This is a genomic window from Bacillus sp. FSL K6-6540 (genome assembly GCF_038007545.1).
Genome location: NZ_JBBOXH010000001.1, coordinates 7,023,008 through 7,038,441 on the forward strand (window position 1 = coordinate 7,023,008; position 15,434 = coordinate 7,038,441).

Consider the following 15,434-nt stretch of genomic DNA (forward strand, 5'->3'; position numbering starts at 1 on the left):
GTTACGCCTTTTTGCATCTATATATACGTTGATCCATCGGTGCTACAACGCCTTGATCTCCAGCAATTCGTACTTCACGATGCCCATCGGCGCTTCCACGTGGACTTTATCGCCTACCGCTTTGCCCATCAGCGCTTTGCCGAGCGGGCTTTCATAAGAAACTTTATTGTTCGCCACATCCGCTTCAGCCGGGCCGACCACCTGATATTCAAGCCTCTCCGAAAACTCGATGTCATTCAGGACGACGTTCGAACCGACATTCACCGTTGTCGAGCTGATATCCTTAGCGTCGACGATCCGGGCGTTGTTAAGCGTTTTTTCCAGGATGATGATGCGCGTTTCCATAAACGCCTGGTCGTTCTTGGCCGAGTGGTACTCGCTGTTCTCCTTCAAGTCACCATAGCTGATCGCGAGCTTGATCCGTTCCGCTAATTCTTTGCGTTTTACATACTTGAGATCGTCAAGTTCCTCCTGGAGTTTGTCATAGCCCTCCTGGGTCAAGATCAGTTCTTCTGCCATGCTCATCACATCCATTTTGTAGTTTCTTACTTCTAGTGTACTCTTTATTTCGAAAATAAGCGAAAATTTTCTGAAATATTATGGATGGAATATTTGGAATTTAATGCCTTATGGTGGTTTCCAACGATAAGCGCCAACAAAGCGCACAACATTCTGAAGCAACATGAGGAACTCCCCGCTATGCATAAAGCCCCTGATATCTCCTCGCGGAGATATCAGGGGCTTATTATTATATTTCCAATGATTATGCATTCGCTTCGAGCTCGGCCTTCAAGGCCTCATACTGCTCCATTACCTCACCCATGATGGGATGCTCTCCGGCAATGCCGGTATATTGGGAAGCCGTGTCGCTTACGCCAATATCCCGAACGGAGGCTTGGAGCTCCACGCTTTCCGGATCTTCCGGAACATCGAACAGCAGGGCCGCCGCCATGGATTTCGCCAGGCTCTTATACGCCAGTCCGCTCTCGAAAGCCAGCATGGCCGGCGAGACCAGGCGGTCGCCTGGGGACAGCTTCCGGATCGGGGAGCGGCCAACGCGCGACACCTCGTCGGTCAGCGCGGGATTGCGGAACCGCTCCAGGATGGTGTCGATATACGCTTGGTGCTCTGAAGGATCGAAGCCGTGCTTGTGTACGAGCGCAGCTCCCGTTTCCTCGAGCACCGCGCGGACATGGCCTGCAACCGCATCGTCCTTCATGGCGTCCTGGATCGTCTCATAGCCTTTCAGAAAGCCTACATACGCTGCCGAGCAGTGTCCGGTATTCACCGTGAACAGCTTGCGTTCAATGTAAGGCTCCAGGCGATCCACATAGTGAATGCCCTCCACAGGAACATAGTCCTTAAACATCTGCGAGCGGTCCACCGCCCACTCATAGAACGGCTCCACCACGACCTTCAGACGGTCCTCATGCTGTTGTAGCGGCACGATCCGGTCTACGGCTGCATCCGGGAAAGCCACAAACCGGTCAGCCTTACGCTTCGTCTCGTCATCAAGCTTCCCATAGACATGCTCTTTCAGCTGCGAGCTGCCGCCGATGGCGTTCTCGCATGCAATAATATGAAGCGGCGATGCCGAGTCCGTTTGCAGCCGAAGCTTCAGCCCCTCGGCAATGGTGCCGGCGATAAATTTCAATATGTTGACGCCCACCGCCGTCGTGACGAGATCCGCTTCCGCTACCGCACGCGCGGCAGCTTCCGGTTCCGAGGCGCTATTGAGAGCGGTGATGCCTTTGACCACCGTGGTCTCCTGCCCTTCGCTGGCCAGGGTTACGGGATACTCCCCGCGCGCCTTCAGCTCCGACACCAGCTCTTCGTTTACGTCGACAAAACAAACCTCATAACCGGCCTGTGACAACAAGAGCCCTATAAAACCGCGTCCGATGTTGCCCGCACCGAAATGGACTGCCTTCATGCGCCCATTCCTCCCTCGAAGATGGCCAGAATCTCCTCTTCGCTGGAAGCGTTCATGACCTTCTCGATGCTCTCGTCATCCGTGAAAATCATGGCCACATTCGTCAGAATCTCCATATGGTCGCCTCCGGCAGCCGCGATGCCAATGACGATGAACGCCGGCTCGTCTCCGCCGAAATCCACGCCTTCCGGGAAGCGAACGATCGACAACCCCGTGGAGATGACCATGCCTTTCGCCTCTTTGGTGCCATGGGGAATCGCAAGTCCTCCGCCCATGTAAGTGGACGCAATTTCTTCGCGTTCCAGCATTTTATCCACGTAATCGGCTGATACATGGCCTGCCTGCACCAGCAGGTTCCCCGCCATGCGAATGGCTTCGCTCTTGCTGTCAGCCTTTGCGTTCAGTACGACTTTATCTTTGGACAGTATGTTATTCATGATAGTCTCCCTCTTTCTATGGTCTGTGATTGAAAAAATACTGAAGCTCTTCCGCCAAATAGGATCGAATCTCTTCCTCGCCGCCCCGCTCCATCAGCTCGATCAGCTCGGAGCGAAGCAGCATGGCGCTGATTTCGCTAAGCACCTCCAGGCTCTCCTTCGGAAGCTGCTTCGGTGCCAGCATCAGCAGAATCACGCCCGCCTGAGCCCCATCCTCAAGGGGCGCTCGATGCGCCAGCCTGAACAGGGACAGCGAAGGCCAGGTGATATAGCGGCTTCGCGTATGGAATAAAGCCAACGTCGTGTCGGGAATAAGCTGGGTACCCATTCGTTCGCGTTCAAGCAGACGCTCCTTCACCATCTCCGCATCACGGACAGCCCCTTGCTCATATACCTTGGCCAAGGCCTTGCTCAAAGTGCCCTGCAAATCATTCGAAAAATTATCCAGATGGTAGACATGAAAGCCGTCCAGTAGCGATACGATTTCGTTCAGCAAGGCGGCCTGCATGCGGAGCCGTTCGAAAGATGCGGCTTTACGATCTTCCTCGATTCGGCTGACGGCAGCCCTGCTGCTGGCCGGCTCGAAGGATGTGCTCTGGATGAATCGAAGCAACGCCTCTTTATCATCCGCCGTCAGCAGCGGGCTTAGTCTTACATATCGATCCTTCGGCAGCGGCAGATCAATGGTCGATATGATGAGATCATATTGTTCCTTCGGGATCCGAGCCGCTTCATACCACGATACGTTGCCGAGCACTTCGATCTGCGGCATCTCCTTATTCAGCCGGGTCCCGAGAAGCCTTGAGGAGCTGAGTCCGCTGGAGCATACCAGGATGGCCTTCAGATGGTGTTCCGGCTGGTTCAGCCGTTCGCTCGATGCTCCGAAATGCATAACCAGAAACCCGATTTCTTCATCCGGGATGCTTAAATCCAGCTTCAGCTCGTCGACCGAGCGCCGGACGATCCCGAACAATTCCTCATAATCCTTCCGAATCGGACTGAGCAGCGGGTTTCGGATCCGGGTCCCTTCCCGAATCCGTTTCAGTGCAGCCCCGATGTGCTCCACCAGACCTGCCCGCAGCGTGCGGTCCTCCTGGAACGGAATGCCGGTGCGCCCCTGAACCCGTTCGATCAGGCGATGGGCGATCTCCACCATTTCCACGTCCGCATGAACCAGTTCGCTGACCTCGGACATGTTCTTCGCCGCCTCAAACAATTGGGCGATATAGATCATTTCAGATTCGCGGAAATTCATTTCCAGTGTCTCGCCGAGGCGACCCACAAAATCTCGCGCCTCCTCGACGGAAACAGAGGAAGGAGGGTACCCGGCGATATCGGCAGCTTCCATGCCCCGTCCCCGCTTGATCCTGTTTACGGAAACCGATAACGCGATCAGCGTCGAAGTGTAGGCACTCTCGCTAAGATCCTCCGTCCAATCCCAATTCATATCCCACAAGGTTTTCTCTACATCCAGCAAAGCCGGTTTATCGATCATGGACAGCAGCCGGGCCGTCACCGGTTCCCGCGTGTCGCTGTATCCGTCACCGACAAGATCGGAATAATCCAGATATTCCTCGGCGAGCCTGCCAATCGCCCTTCGCCTTACGCCTTCCGCGCCGTCGATTTCGATGCCGTAGCCCCGGCGCCGTATGAGTTTCAGGTTAAACCGCTTCATCCACGGCTCCAGTTCATCCAGATCATTGCTCACAGTCGGAACGGTAACCTTCAAACTATGGGCCAAAGCAAACAATTTGATAGGCTCATCCGCCTCAAGCAAAGCGCACAGCATGAGGATTTTGCGTTCTTCCACGGAATAATCGGCCGGCTTCCCCGCAAGCAGGGATCGTCGCAGCAGGGACAACCCCTCGGGCTTCTCTTCTTCCAGCCGGATGCCCGTTCCCGACTTTTTGAGAAGCACAACGCCCGTACCTTGCAGGTCCTTCTCGATCTCCTCCATTTCCCGGTGAACCGTCCTGACGCTGACCCCAACGTCAGCGGCTATTTCTGCAGCCGTCATGCCATCGGTCCTGCTCATGAGGAGCAGAAGGATTTGTCGCTGGCGGGCAGTAATGTGTCCCAGATCCATGGCTCCCTTCTTCATGAAATGGAGACAACGCCGGCGTAAATACGCCAGCGTGTCATATGGTTCAAGCTTATGTTAGTCTTTGAGTCGTTCCACCAGCTCGTCATATCTCGGGCTCTTCAGGAAGTTGTCGATCGAGATATGCTCGGCATTCGGATTCTTGGCGATGGCCCGCTCGGTGAGGGTCTTCTGGGTAATGACGATATCCGCGTCATCCGGTATTTCGCTTACCGCCGAATTCACAACGGTAATGTTGACGCCTGCTTGCTGAAGTTTCTTACGTAATACCGAGGCGCCCATCGCGCTGGAGCCCATGCCGGCATCGCAAGCAAACACGATTTTGTTCACGTTGTCTTTGTCCAGATTGGCCACAGCCGCAGAAGCTGGGGCAACTTGGTCGTTCATGCCGCCGGTTTTCATTTCTTTCATCTTGGCGGATGCTTCTTCTAAATTCGGTTCTTCTTCTGTTTGTTTACCCGTTTTCAGCAGCAATACTGCTACGATAAAGGAGACAATCGTTGCAACAATGACACCGGCCAGTACCGGAATCAGTCCGCCCTTAGGCGCCATGGCGAAATAAGCTAGGATACTTCCCGGCGATGCAGGTCCCACGAGTCCCGCCCCAAGAATCTGGAAGGTGAACGTTCCGGCCACGCCGCCCGCAATAGCGGCCAGAATGAGAACCGGCTTCATCAAAATATACGGGAAATAGATCTCATGGATACCGCCCAGGAAGTGAATCACAACCGCCCCTGGCGCGGAGGATCTGGCAGAACCGCGTCCGAAGAACCAAAAGGCGAGGAGAATGCCCAATCCAGGTCCCGGATTCGATTCCAGCATATACAGGACGGATTGGCCGATCCGCGCCGATTCCTCCGTAGCGAGTGGACTGAAAATCCCGTGGTTGATCGCATTGTTGAGGAACAAGACCTTCGCCGGTTCAATGATAATGTTAACCAGCGGCAACAGGTTGGCATCGACCAACACGTCAACGCCTGCTGAAAGCACCTTGGTAATGCCCTGTACAAGGGGACCAATACCGGTGTATGCCAGCAGCGTCAGCGCACCGCCGATAATACCCAGCGAGAAGTTGTTCACCAGCATTTCAAAGCCCGATTTGATTTTGCCGTCAATCAGCTTGTCGAACTGCTTCAATACCCATGCTGCCAGAGGGCCGACAATCATGGCACCGAGGAACATCGGAATCTCTGCTCCGACGATAACGCCGACCGTGGCAACCGCACCGATAACCGCACCTCGTTTGCCGTGGATCATCTGTCCGCCCGTATAACCGATCAAGAGCGGAAGCAGGTAAGTGATCATCGGGCCAACCAGCGCTCCCAGCTTCTCATTCGGGAACCAGCCGGTCGGGATGAACAGAGCCGTAATCAGGCCCCAAGCGATAAACGCGCCGATATTCGGCATCACCATGCCGCTAAGGAGCCGGCCGAGCTGCTGAACCCTTACGCGAATGCCTTTGGAAGCGTTTGTATTTGTCTCGTTGGACATCGTACTGACCTCCTAGTCATATTTGAAAATAAAGCTGAATGTTGTAGTGTTGCTTTCATCTGACACCTCTATGTTAAGTCAGCCCGGCAAAAGGCTCAACGAAAGGAAAAGCGGGTTTCGTCAAGAATATTGTTGACAAATTTTAAATGGATCATGTCATCATTATGAAAATGCAGTCCTGACGCGGTTTCATTCGTAGAACAACCCCGCTCCTTGATCCTGTATATTCCAAGTTTCAAGCCGAAGCGGCGTAATTTCACGGATTGCGTATACCCTCGTCATAAGTTCACAACATGCCTTCGGTAAACTAAAACCATCTCGGCTAACATCGGGAATCTAAAATTCAAGGTTACGGAGGTAAATTGCGAGATGAACATACAAAGAAGAAATAACAACGGCTTGCCGATGCTCTCAATCATACTTCTGGCATTGCTCGGCGTTCCCCGCGTCATTGCCCACGATTTGCAATGGGTCGATCCCCACGGGATCATCAATCGGCTGCTTGTCTTCATTCCCCCGATCGTCTGGATACTCTATGTACTCCGCAAGCGGCATCACGTTCAACACCCCTTTCTGCCCTTAATGGCCGTCGGAGCCGTCTATGGGCTGTTTCTTGGCATCACGCATCAGCTGTTATGGAATATGGCCTTCGAAACGCCGCCGGCTCTAGGGGGCAACCTGGCCGACCTCCCTGCAGCAGCCAACAGCTTTTTGACCAGAACCTTCGCCTTCATCAGCAGCATCGTGACCGGTACCGTCGTCGGCATCGTCTGCGGCATTGCTGCCACGGTGCTTCATACGCTGGTGAAGGGGAAATTAAGAGGCTAGCATCCAAACCTATCATCTGCAGCTGCATAGAATAGATAGGAGATGATGCAGCGACAGCACGGTCATTTCCCACGTTTTTCATGAATGAAGGGGAGGTGTACACCTTGAGAACAACGTCATCGGGTCGAATTGAAAATCAGGTATACTCGAGTCGCGTCTTGAGATCGGAGTTTGACGGCAACTGGAGAACCGTGCTTTCGAAAAGCGGTTATGTCGTTTATATCGCTACTTCGAACCATGCCAAAGTCGAGGTGCTGCTGGCAGGCGGACTAACCAAGCTGCTGTTGTTTAGAAGAGGAGGAAAAGTTCTGGTTGGCGGGGGCGGAACAAGCCATTACAGCAAGCCTCACCGAGCGATCACGATAAATTAAGCCCATGCTTTACTCGACTCTTTGGAGATGGAAGAATCCTCAGTCCATTACAAAAAAAGAAACGTCAAGAATCTCTCGGCGTTTCTTTTTCTATGTAATGCTCTTTCTATACAAAATGAGACAGTACGAACACGGCCGGCGAGTTCCAATAAATAGCCACCTCATTGGTGGAATAGCTCTCCATCACATCGGCAAAAGAGGCTGCGGGCGCCCTGCCGGCCAAGTGCTCACGCGCATAATCGTCGTGAAGCCCCTTGTTCGGACCGCCGGAGACGAGGCCCGGAACTGGCTCCTCCACGCCGTCGCCTTCGGAAGGACGGTGATGGGGATGCCGGATCGGCCTCGCCCCATATCCGGTAACATAACTTGTCCCCATCACGTTCGCCCCGAGTACATAGTGCACATGCTCGTGCACATGCCGCTCAAAGTTCTCGGAACCCGACAGTCTTCCCGCCACCAGCAGGAGCATCGCGTGGTTCATAACCAGCATATTGCTGCCCCAGATATATTGATCCGGCAGAAGCGAGAGGCCATAGCCGTCCCGATCGCTGACAGCAGCAAGCTCACCCGCACGCCGTAACAGGCCCGCCATCAATTCTTGCGCCAGCTCGGGCTCTTCTTCCTGCTCCGACATCAGATAGGCAAACGTCCCGTAACCGCCCATGTCCGCCCATCCCAGCTCGTACTTTCCGAAAGAGTCCTGCATGGCTAAAGCTTGGAAAGCCTCATGATATGGCGTCTCCCCCGTTGTACGGTATAACTCTGCCGCTGCCCAGTACCGTTCGTCCGCATCCTGGCCGTCGCCATATTCGCCTGTAGCAATATCAGCCGGATTGCGGAAGCCCGGCTCGTCGGGATGCTCCTCCAGCCATGCCCAAGCCCGCACCGCTGCCTTCAGGCAGCTCGCGGCGAAGGCTTCATCATAGGGAGAATAGATCCGTGCCGACATGGCCATGATACCGGCAAAACAGCCGGTTGCCGTTGCCGAGATCGGCGACAAGTACAGCGGGGCCGTATCGTCCTCCGGCATGACGTCTCCCGCCGGAAACTGCCGCGTCGTGAGCTTATGGAACACGCCCCCCGATTCCTCATCCTGCATGCGCTGCAGCCAATCCAGCTCATACCGGCATTCATGCAGCACATCCGGCATGCGGCCGTCGCTTTCCGGCAGCGGCAGCGGCTGGGCAAACGCTTCGGGGTACAGCTCGAAGGCCAGCATCAAGTCGGCGGCGGCTTTGGCGCCAGGCACGACGTACTTGCCATAATCCCCGGCATCATGCCATCCTCCGCAAGCATCCACCCGCCGCGATTCATGTCCATGAACGATGGCCTGCGTGAGATGGCAGGCTTCATGCTTCCAAGGCCCCGCATGCGGCTCATCCAAAGCCGTCCCGCACCGGAAGTAATAAAACGCTTTCAACATTGCTCGGTGGGCGTCCTCATATATATCGTCGGCAATGACAAAAGGTACCGACGACAACCCATCCTCCGTCTCGATTCGATAGGTACCGGGTGCTTCCCATGCCGTAAAATCCCCTCTGCTTACCGTCTGTCCGCTGGACGCATCCTCTATGGCAGGCCCCGTCTGCCCCTGCCATACGACCTCGCCGTTTCGCGCATTGACGATGCGAAACCGTCCGCCCTGACTGGCAATGACGGCAATCTTGGCGTCCCGGCCCCGATAACCTAGCTGGTTAACGGCAATGCCGTTTTGCTGCACGTGCTCCATGTTCATCTGCTCTGCACATCCCCTTCGATTGTCGTTTCATTCGAAACTTCCATGCTATAACAGTTCGCTGGGGCCTGCCATTTCCCTCTCACCGCCATCGAATTTGTCCTGTTCATGCAAGCAAGCCCTTCCTGCATGGAGGGAGGGCCTGCCGTTTGTATGGTTCCTTAGATTTCATTGCGTTTTTGTTTTTGCGATCGTCATTCAGCCGTCGACTGCAAAATATAGCCTTTTCCCCGGATGCTCTCAATGGCCAAAATATCCCTCGTCTTCTTGCGGACCCGGTAGATCAGCGCATTCAGCTCCTCCGAGCTCACATCGGGCACTTCGTCCGTCCCGTAGCTTCGCTCGGGCCAAACGTATGCCTTGAGCTGCTCCTTGGACACGAACTGTCCTTGGTGATTGACGAGCAGCTCCATGCACTTGTACTCTTTTTCCGAAAAAACGTACACGTCCTCGCCGTATACCAGCTCCTGCTTGAAAGGATTCAGCTTAAGCCCGCCGGAGCCCTCAACCGCCGCCAGCTGCTTGATCAGCGGGGTAATGTCCATCGTCTCATCCATGCTGAGGATGGAGAAGGACAGCACGATCAGATCTCCTGCAAGCACGATGGTATCTCCATGCTGAAGGGGTATTTCATCATGGGGAGCCAGCCGTGCCTGATTAACGAAGGTGCCATGCTTGCTGTTCAGATCCTTGATGCTGAACTTCCCGTTTCGATGCAGCAGCGCCGCATGCCGCCGGGACACAAAAATATTGTCAAACGCGATATCCGGATCAAAATGCTGGCCCTTGCGGCCAAGCACCGTGATCGGTTTGGTCAAAGCTATAACGTCCCCGCGTTCGTAGGGATTTCCCCGCTCCACCATCAAAAAGGAGGATTTGTCCATCATGCTCCCTCCTGTTCCCATATACTCGCTCATTCGTATTTGTTAGTTCGTTATTATGCAATTGTTATGTTCCAGCCATTGAGTATGCGCCCAAAATCACTAAGATTGAATAAAGAAGGATATAAATAGAGAACTTCGTTTAGAGAAAGAGAAAAATATAAATCTACTATTGCATATTGTATACGATTTTGGGGGATTGGATCATGCGAAAACTAAAAAGATGGAAGAAAATCATACTGTTTTTTGTTGTGTTGCTCGTGTTTTTGTTCGTTAACAATTCATCCCTGTTCACCAAAGACCGTGACGGCGAGCCGCTTCTGCTGGCACATCGCGGGCTTGGGCAGACCTTCACGATGGAAGGCATTGAAGCCGACACGTGTACCGCCTCCCGCATTTATGTGCCGGAGCACGCTTACCTGGAGAACACTATTCCGTCCATGAAAGCCGCCTTCGAGGCAGGCGCCGATATTGTGGAGCTGGATATCAAACCGACCAAGGACGGCCAGTTCGCCGTGTTCCATGACTGGACGCTGGAATGCCGCACCAACGTGGAGGGCTCGGTCAAGGATTATACCATGGACGAGCTGAAAAACATAGACATCGGGTACGGCTACACGGCCGACCAGGGAGCGACGTATCCTTTTCGGGGAAAGGGAGTCGGGCTGATTCCGTCGTTAGGCGAGGTGTTGGAGGCGTTCCCGGACGGCGCGTTTCTGATCCATATCAAAAGCACGGACCCTGAAGAAGGAAAACAACTGGCCGATTATCTGTCCGGTCTGCCGGTGAAGCGTCTCAGCCAGCTGACCGTTTACGGGGATGACCAGCCGATCCGCACGTTAAAATCGCAGCTCCCCTCGCTGCGCGTCATGTCCATGGATACGCTCAAGAGCTGTCTCGTATCCTACGCCGGGGCCGGCTGGAGCGGCTACCTTCCATCGGTTTGCCGCAACACCCAGCTCCATATACCGGAGAAATATGCCCGTTATTTATGGGGATGGCCGGATAAATTCCTAAACCGGATGGACAGCATCAATACGCGGGTCATCCTCGTGGCCGGGGACGGCGGCTGGTCGGAGGGCTTTGACTCCGTAGCGGATTTGGAAAGGCTGCCGGACGACTACAGCGGCGGGATTTGGACGAACCGGGTCGACGTTATCGCCCCGGAGCTGACCATAAAGAAGACGGAATAAGTCGAAGCATCGCGTTCGTTTCAATTCATGAATATAGGCGGGTCGAAAGGCCGCAATAAACCGGAAGATCCGCCCTCTAAAAAGCCCCCTCTCGCTTGCGGGGCTTTTTTTTATTTTCATAGGGTCAAAGGGCAAAGTTTTTAGGGTGTTTTTACCGATGACTATTAATAGGGTCTTTTATCCTAAATTCATGCTGCATTCATTGAAATATATAGGAGTTGATATTTTGGCCAGGGAAACAGAAAAAAAGGGAATGGCCTGGTTTAAGAATGCCCGCTCGAACCAGAACCAACTCGAGAAGAACAGTGCCGAACACCAGGAAATTGCCGTAACCGTCGAAGAAGAGCCGGCATATTCCGCGGAGCCTGAACTGCCCGCCGCGGAGAGCAGCAAGCATCTTTTCTCCAAGGACAACCAGGACAAAATCGGCCTCGACGTCATCGTTTCGATCGAGAACATGCTGAAGGAGCGGCAATTGCTGTCCTATAAGAACAAGGGCCTGGAGGATCAGCTATTTACCGCCAACGAGACGATCAACCGGTATAAGCACGAGCAGATCAAGCGCGATCAGCTGGTCCAGGAGAAGAACAAGGAAATCCGCGAGCTCGAGAACGTGCTGACCAACAAACAGATGAGTTACGACCAGCTATTGGAGGATTACAAGGAATACCAGCTGACATCGAACCTGGCGTACGAGAAGCTCTCCAACCAGCTGGAGACCGAAACCGCCAAGTACAACAAGCTCTACGAAGAGTCTAACAACACCCAATATCAGAGCATGCTCAAGATCAACGCGCTTGAAGAGAAGGTGCGCGAGCTGGAAATTGCAAACCAGAAGTATGCGGAGCAGTACCAGAACATTCTGGACGATAAAGCCAAATTGATGCAGACCATCAATGATTTTACCGAGAAGATGTCCTTCTCCTTCTCACCAAAAACATCGGCTCCCAACACACCATCGGAATAAGCATAATCACTGCATGAACATCTAGAGAAAGGAGGGCCGTCATGTCTGACTCCTATGGAAAAGTCATTGAGCTGCTGGCGATCGAGAGGGATACCGAGGCTTTTGCTCTGCGAATCAAGCTATCCTTATCGGAATCGGCGGAGCTGTTATGGTTAACCGATCATGAAACCATAGCGAATATAGCGACCGTATCGGAATTTGACGGGGTTCACAAATACCGGTTATCTTTACATACAACATGGGATGCCATCCAACACAAATACATAGGCTCCATTACGCGTACATATCGTGACCATGGCGAGCGATTTTCATTTGCTTGCTCCGTTCACTTCAGGAACGAATTAGAGGCGATCAAGGCTATCCGGCATTTGGACGTTGTATCTACCCTGCCCTTCCTGTCTGCGCCTCCATCCGAACCGGGTCTGGCCGAAGAGGTACAGACCGATGGAAATCGAAACACCACGCACTCTGCAAGAAAGCGGCATCGGCTTCCGCTTAAGCTGGCAAGCGCAACCTTAATGAGCTTGATTTTTGTGGTATTGCTAAGTTCATTTAATTACTCGTACCCGAGTGACATCGGGCATGAAGCTGCGATAACCGCCGCAGCGGAGGTTGAAACGGTCATCCAATTGCTTGCCGAGAACCGGAATGCGATGATCGCCAAACCTGTAGCCGCCTCCGTGGAGAAGGAAGCGGATAGCAAACCGAGGAAGGAGATCAAGACTTCGGCTGCCGTTCCACAGCTGGAGCTTAAGGATTTCATCTCCTACAGCATCCCTAAAGGGTATGTCGCCCTTACGTTTGATGACGGGCCATCCAAGCACTCCATGGATATCATGAACGTCTTGAAGAAACACGAGGTTGGCGGGACGTTCTTCTTTGTCGGCACCAATGTGAAAAAACATCCGGACTACGTCAAGGCCATCCATGCCAACGGATACTCCGTCGGCAGCCACTCGATGACCCATAGCCAGATGCCAAGCCTTACTTATGAAGAACAAAAGGCGGAATTGACCCGCGCGGCCGATCTCATTGAGCATATTACCGATGAGAAGCTGGTGCTCTTCCGTCCGCCTTACGGTGCCTTTGATGACCGGACCGAGGCGTTAAGCCGCCAGCAAGGCAATAAAGTGGTGCTCTGGAACCGGGATCCCGAGGATTGGCTGACCCGCGACGAGGATAAAATCCTGGATTATGTCCAGCACATCGAAGCTTCCGGCTCCATTATTCTCCTGCATGAATCCCAGGCGGTCGTGGATGCGTTACCGAAGATCATTAAGAGCCTGCAGGATCAAGGACTAACCATCGTCAGTCTGCAATAATCGCTATACGCTTATACAAGAAAGGCTGTACCTTTGATGATTTGGAGCTTCCAACATCAGGTACAGCCTTTTTTTAGTGAAGTATAACCGTTCCTACAGCCAGGGGGCTATTTCACCGCCGCCCAGTCTTCCTTGAAGGCTTTAACCTGTTGAATATCGAAATAGTATGGTCGAGGTGAACCTATGACAAACCGGATTTCAACGCGCAAGAAAGCCCTACTTGCGATCATCATCGTTCTTGCCCTTGCCGGCATCGTCCTCATAGCCTGCTGGATCATCCAGAGCAAGGAGAATCCTGACGTGACCGCAGCGTTCATTGAAGAGCATATGACAAACGATAACGGTACCATTGCCACCTATCTTAAACCCGCTGCTTCCGAGAATCCGGACATCGTTGCCGGTCGGGAAGCGTTATCCGAGTCGCTCGGGCTTTGGATGCAGACTGCCGTGGTATCCGGCAATCGAGCCCGGTTCGACGACAGCGTCCAGCTTCTTACCACCTATTTTCTTAATCAGGAGCAAGAGCCTTATATCCAATGGAAGCTCAGACCGGACGGTCAATCCGAGGTCACAACCAATGCGCTGGGCGATGATCTGCGAATCCTCGATGCCCTGCTGAAGGCGTTCGATCGCTGGGGCGAGGAAGAATACCTTCAATTGGCAAAAAGGATCGGGTCTGCACTCCTTGCGATTCAAACCGAAGGTTACCTCGTCGATTATCATGATTTTGCACGGGATGAATCCGCCGCCGCGTTAAGCCTGGTCTACGTTGACTTATCGGCACTGCGCGAAATGCATAATAACGGAATCCTACCCTCCCAGGATTATGAACGATATCAAAACCTGCTCGCTCATATGCCTTCGGACGGCGTTTTCTATCCCAAAACCTATCAGATCAGCTCCGGCAAATATGAGTACGACGCATCGGTCAATCTGATCGACCAATTGATCGTTGGCGTCCATCTCGCCGAGATGAATCATCCGCCGACAGATCTTATAGCGTTCCTGAAGGGAGAATTCCGCCAGCATCAGCGGCTGGCAGGCCGCTACACCCGTGAAAGCCGCAAACCGGACGCGGATTACGAGTCGCCTGCCGTTTACGGTCTGGCCATCATTCTGGCGCTGCAAACCAATGACCTCCCATGGGCGCAGCAGCTGCATGAACGCATGCTCCAATTCCGGGATCAGGATCCCGCTTATCCGGGAGGATACGTGTTTGACGGGAATACGCATGCTTTTGATAACCTGTTTCCCTTGCTGGCCGAGACGCTGTTCGAGCAGTCCAAATGATGATCCTGCCATCTTCTTTGGCATGGCTACAAGCTTTCGATCAGCATATACACACCGGTAAAGATCAAAATGATATAGGTAAAGATCTGGAACACGCGCTGGTTGATGACGTTGAATAAACGCTGTCCGATAAACAGCCCGATGAATACCAGCGGCAGCGCGATTCCGCTCGATACCCAGACCGTCTTGGACGTTCCCGCCACGATCACCTGAATGATCAAACTCAGGGAGTAGATGAACAAATAGAAGGCCAGGGTCGTCCCTCTCAGTTTGGCCTTTTGCGTATCGGTGCCCGAAAAATATAACAGCAGGGGCGGACCCGGCATGCCGATGCTCGTCGTTAGAGAGCCTGAGAGTCCTCCCACCGCCAAGTCCCTGCCGCGGCTTTGGTTTATTCTAAACTTCAGCATCAGCATGACGGTCAGGGCCAATATGATCAGACTGACGCCCAGCTTCAGATAGCCGATATCGATGAGCGAAAAAACAACGATGCCCAGAGGGAGACCTGCCGCGCTTCCGATCACCAATCGTTTAAGGATGCCGTAGTCGATGTCCTTGCGGATTTTGGCAATCAGGGCAGCCGATATGACAAGCGATAGAATCAGATTAATCTGAATGGCCTCGGCGGGCCGGAACAACAACAGCAGAAACGGCGTAGCCAGGATGGAGAACCCAAAACCGGTACTGGTCTGGAGAATCGACGCCACGAATATAATAACCGCAAATAGTATGATATCCACGCTGCACCTGCTTTCTTCACCTATTCGGGGAGCTCCTATACGAAGCAAGCCCATCCTGTCATTGTACCATAAGGCCATCACAAGACTGCTCCTCATTTGTTGTCGCAATAGGCTGCAAAAGCCCTGGTTAGACGAGAAAAACCCT

General features: G+C 53.4%; 14 protein-coding genes. 6 read left to right on the top strand and 8 right to left on the bottom strand.

Annotated features, from left to right (window positions below; all coding sequences use genetic code 11):
- Positions 1–42: 42 nt before the first annotated feature.
- From greA to MHH82_RS31675, 5 genes are all read right to left on the bottom strand, one after another.
- Positions 43–519, bottom strand: coding sequence for a transcription elongation factor GreA (greA, locus tag MHH82_RS31655; RefSeq protein WP_036671773.1), 477 nt, complete (start codon positions 517–519; stop codon positions 43–45).
- Between the two features lie 244 nt (positions 520–763).
- Positions 764–1,933 carry a mannitol-1-phosphate 5-dehydrogenase gene (locus MHH82_RS31660; protein WP_145039582.1) on the bottom strand — a complete coding sequence of 390 codons (1,170 nt, stop codon included), beginning with the start codon at positions 1,931–1,933 and terminating at the stop codon, positions 764–766.
- Positions 1,930–2,370, bottom strand: a complete 441-nt coding sequence (locus MHH82_RS31665) for a PTS sugar transporter subunit IIA (protein ID WP_009591149.1) — start codon at positions 2,368–2,370, stop codon at positions 1,930–1,932. Before MHH82_RS31665 ends, MHH82_RS31660 begins: the two co-directional genes overlap by 4 nt.
- A 16-nt stretch (positions 2,371–2,386) precedes the next feature.
- Positions 2,387–4,456, bottom strand: a complete 2,070-nt coding sequence (locus MHH82_RS31670; protein ID WP_340969499.1) for a BglG family transcription antiterminator — start codon at positions 4,454–4,456, stop codon at positions 2,387–2,389.
- Positions 4,457–4,528: 72 nt separating this feature from the next.
- The gene (locus MHH82_RS31675; RefSeq protein WP_145039585.1) at positions 4,529–5,962 is read right to left on the bottom strand and encodes a PTS mannitol transporter subunit IICB; all 1,434 of its coding nucleotides are present in this window, start codon (positions 5,960–5,962) and stop codon (positions 4,529–4,531) included.
- A 369-nt stretch (positions 5,963–6,331) separates the two neighbouring features.
- Between MHH82_RS31675 and MHH82_RS31680 the strand changes: the two genes are divergently transcribed.
- Positions 6,332–6,790 carry a hypothetical protein gene (locus tag MHH82_RS31680; RefSeq protein WP_145039588.1) on the top strand — a complete coding sequence of 153 codons (459 nt, stop codon included), beginning with the start codon at positions 6,332–6,334 and terminating at the stop codon, positions 6,788–6,790.
- A gap of 80 nt (positions 6,791–6,870) precedes the next feature.
- A complete protein-coding gene (locus MHH82_RS31685) occupies positions 6,871–7,161 on the top strand; it encodes a hypothetical protein (protein WP_145039591.1) in 291 nt (96 codons plus the stop codon).
- Positions 7,162–7,267: 106 nt separating this feature from the next.
- On the opposite strand, the gene MHH82_RS31690 is transcribed toward MHH82_RS31685, so the two are convergent.
- Together MHH82_RS31690 and MHH82_RS31695 are read right to left on the bottom strand one after the other, a co-directional pair.
- Positions 7,268–8,896 (bottom strand): glycoside hydrolase family 9 protein, encoded by a 1,629-nt coding sequence (locus MHH82_RS31690; RefSeq protein WP_340969501.1) that lies wholly within the window; start codon positions 8,894–8,896, stop codon positions 7,268–7,270.
- Between the two features lie 194 nt (positions 8,897–9,090).
- On the bottom strand, positions 9,091–9,783 hold the full coding sequence (locus tag MHH82_RS31695; protein ID WP_141397989.1) for an FHA domain-containing protein: 693 nt from the start codon (positions 9,781–9,783) through the stop codon (positions 9,091–9,093).
- A 200-nt stretch (positions 9,784–9,983) separates the two neighbouring features.
- Here MHH82_RS31695 and MHH82_RS31700 point away from each other — a divergent pair, with 200 nt between their 5' ends.
- The 4 genes from MHH82_RS31700 (at position 9,984) to MHH82_RS31715 (ending at position 14,549) form a co-directional block, all read left to right on the top strand.
- A complete protein-coding gene (locus MHH82_RS31700; RefSeq protein WP_036659458.1) occupies positions 9,984–10,970 on the top strand; it encodes a glycerophosphodiester phosphodiesterase family protein in 987 nt (328 codons plus the stop codon).
- Positions 10,971–11,196: 226 nt separating this feature from the next.
- Positions 11,197–11,937, top strand: coding sequence for a hypothetical protein (locus MHH82_RS31705; RefSeq protein WP_340969505.1), 741 nt, complete (start codon positions 11,197–11,199; stop codon positions 11,935–11,937).
- Between the two features lie 41 nt (positions 11,938–11,978).
- Positions 11,979–13,259, top strand: a complete 1,281-nt coding sequence (locus MHH82_RS31710; protein WP_340969507.1) for a polysaccharide deacetylase family protein — start codon at positions 11,979–11,981, stop codon at positions 13,257–13,259.
- A gap of 183 nt (positions 13,260–13,442) precedes the next feature.
- Complete coding sequence (locus MHH82_RS31715; protein ID WP_340969509.1) at positions 13,443–14,549, top strand: glycosyl hydrolase family 8; 1,107 nt, start codon at positions 13,443–13,445, stop codon at positions 14,547–14,549.
- Between the two features lie 26 nt (positions 14,550–14,575).
- On the opposite strand, the gene MHH82_RS31720 is transcribed toward MHH82_RS31715, so the two are convergent.
- On the bottom strand, positions 14,576–15,289 hold the full coding sequence (locus MHH82_RS31720; protein ID WP_340970227.1) for a sulfite exporter TauE/SafE family protein: 714 nt from the start codon (positions 15,287–15,289) through the stop codon (positions 14,576–14,578).
- Positions 15,290–15,434 lie beyond the last annotated feature (145 nt).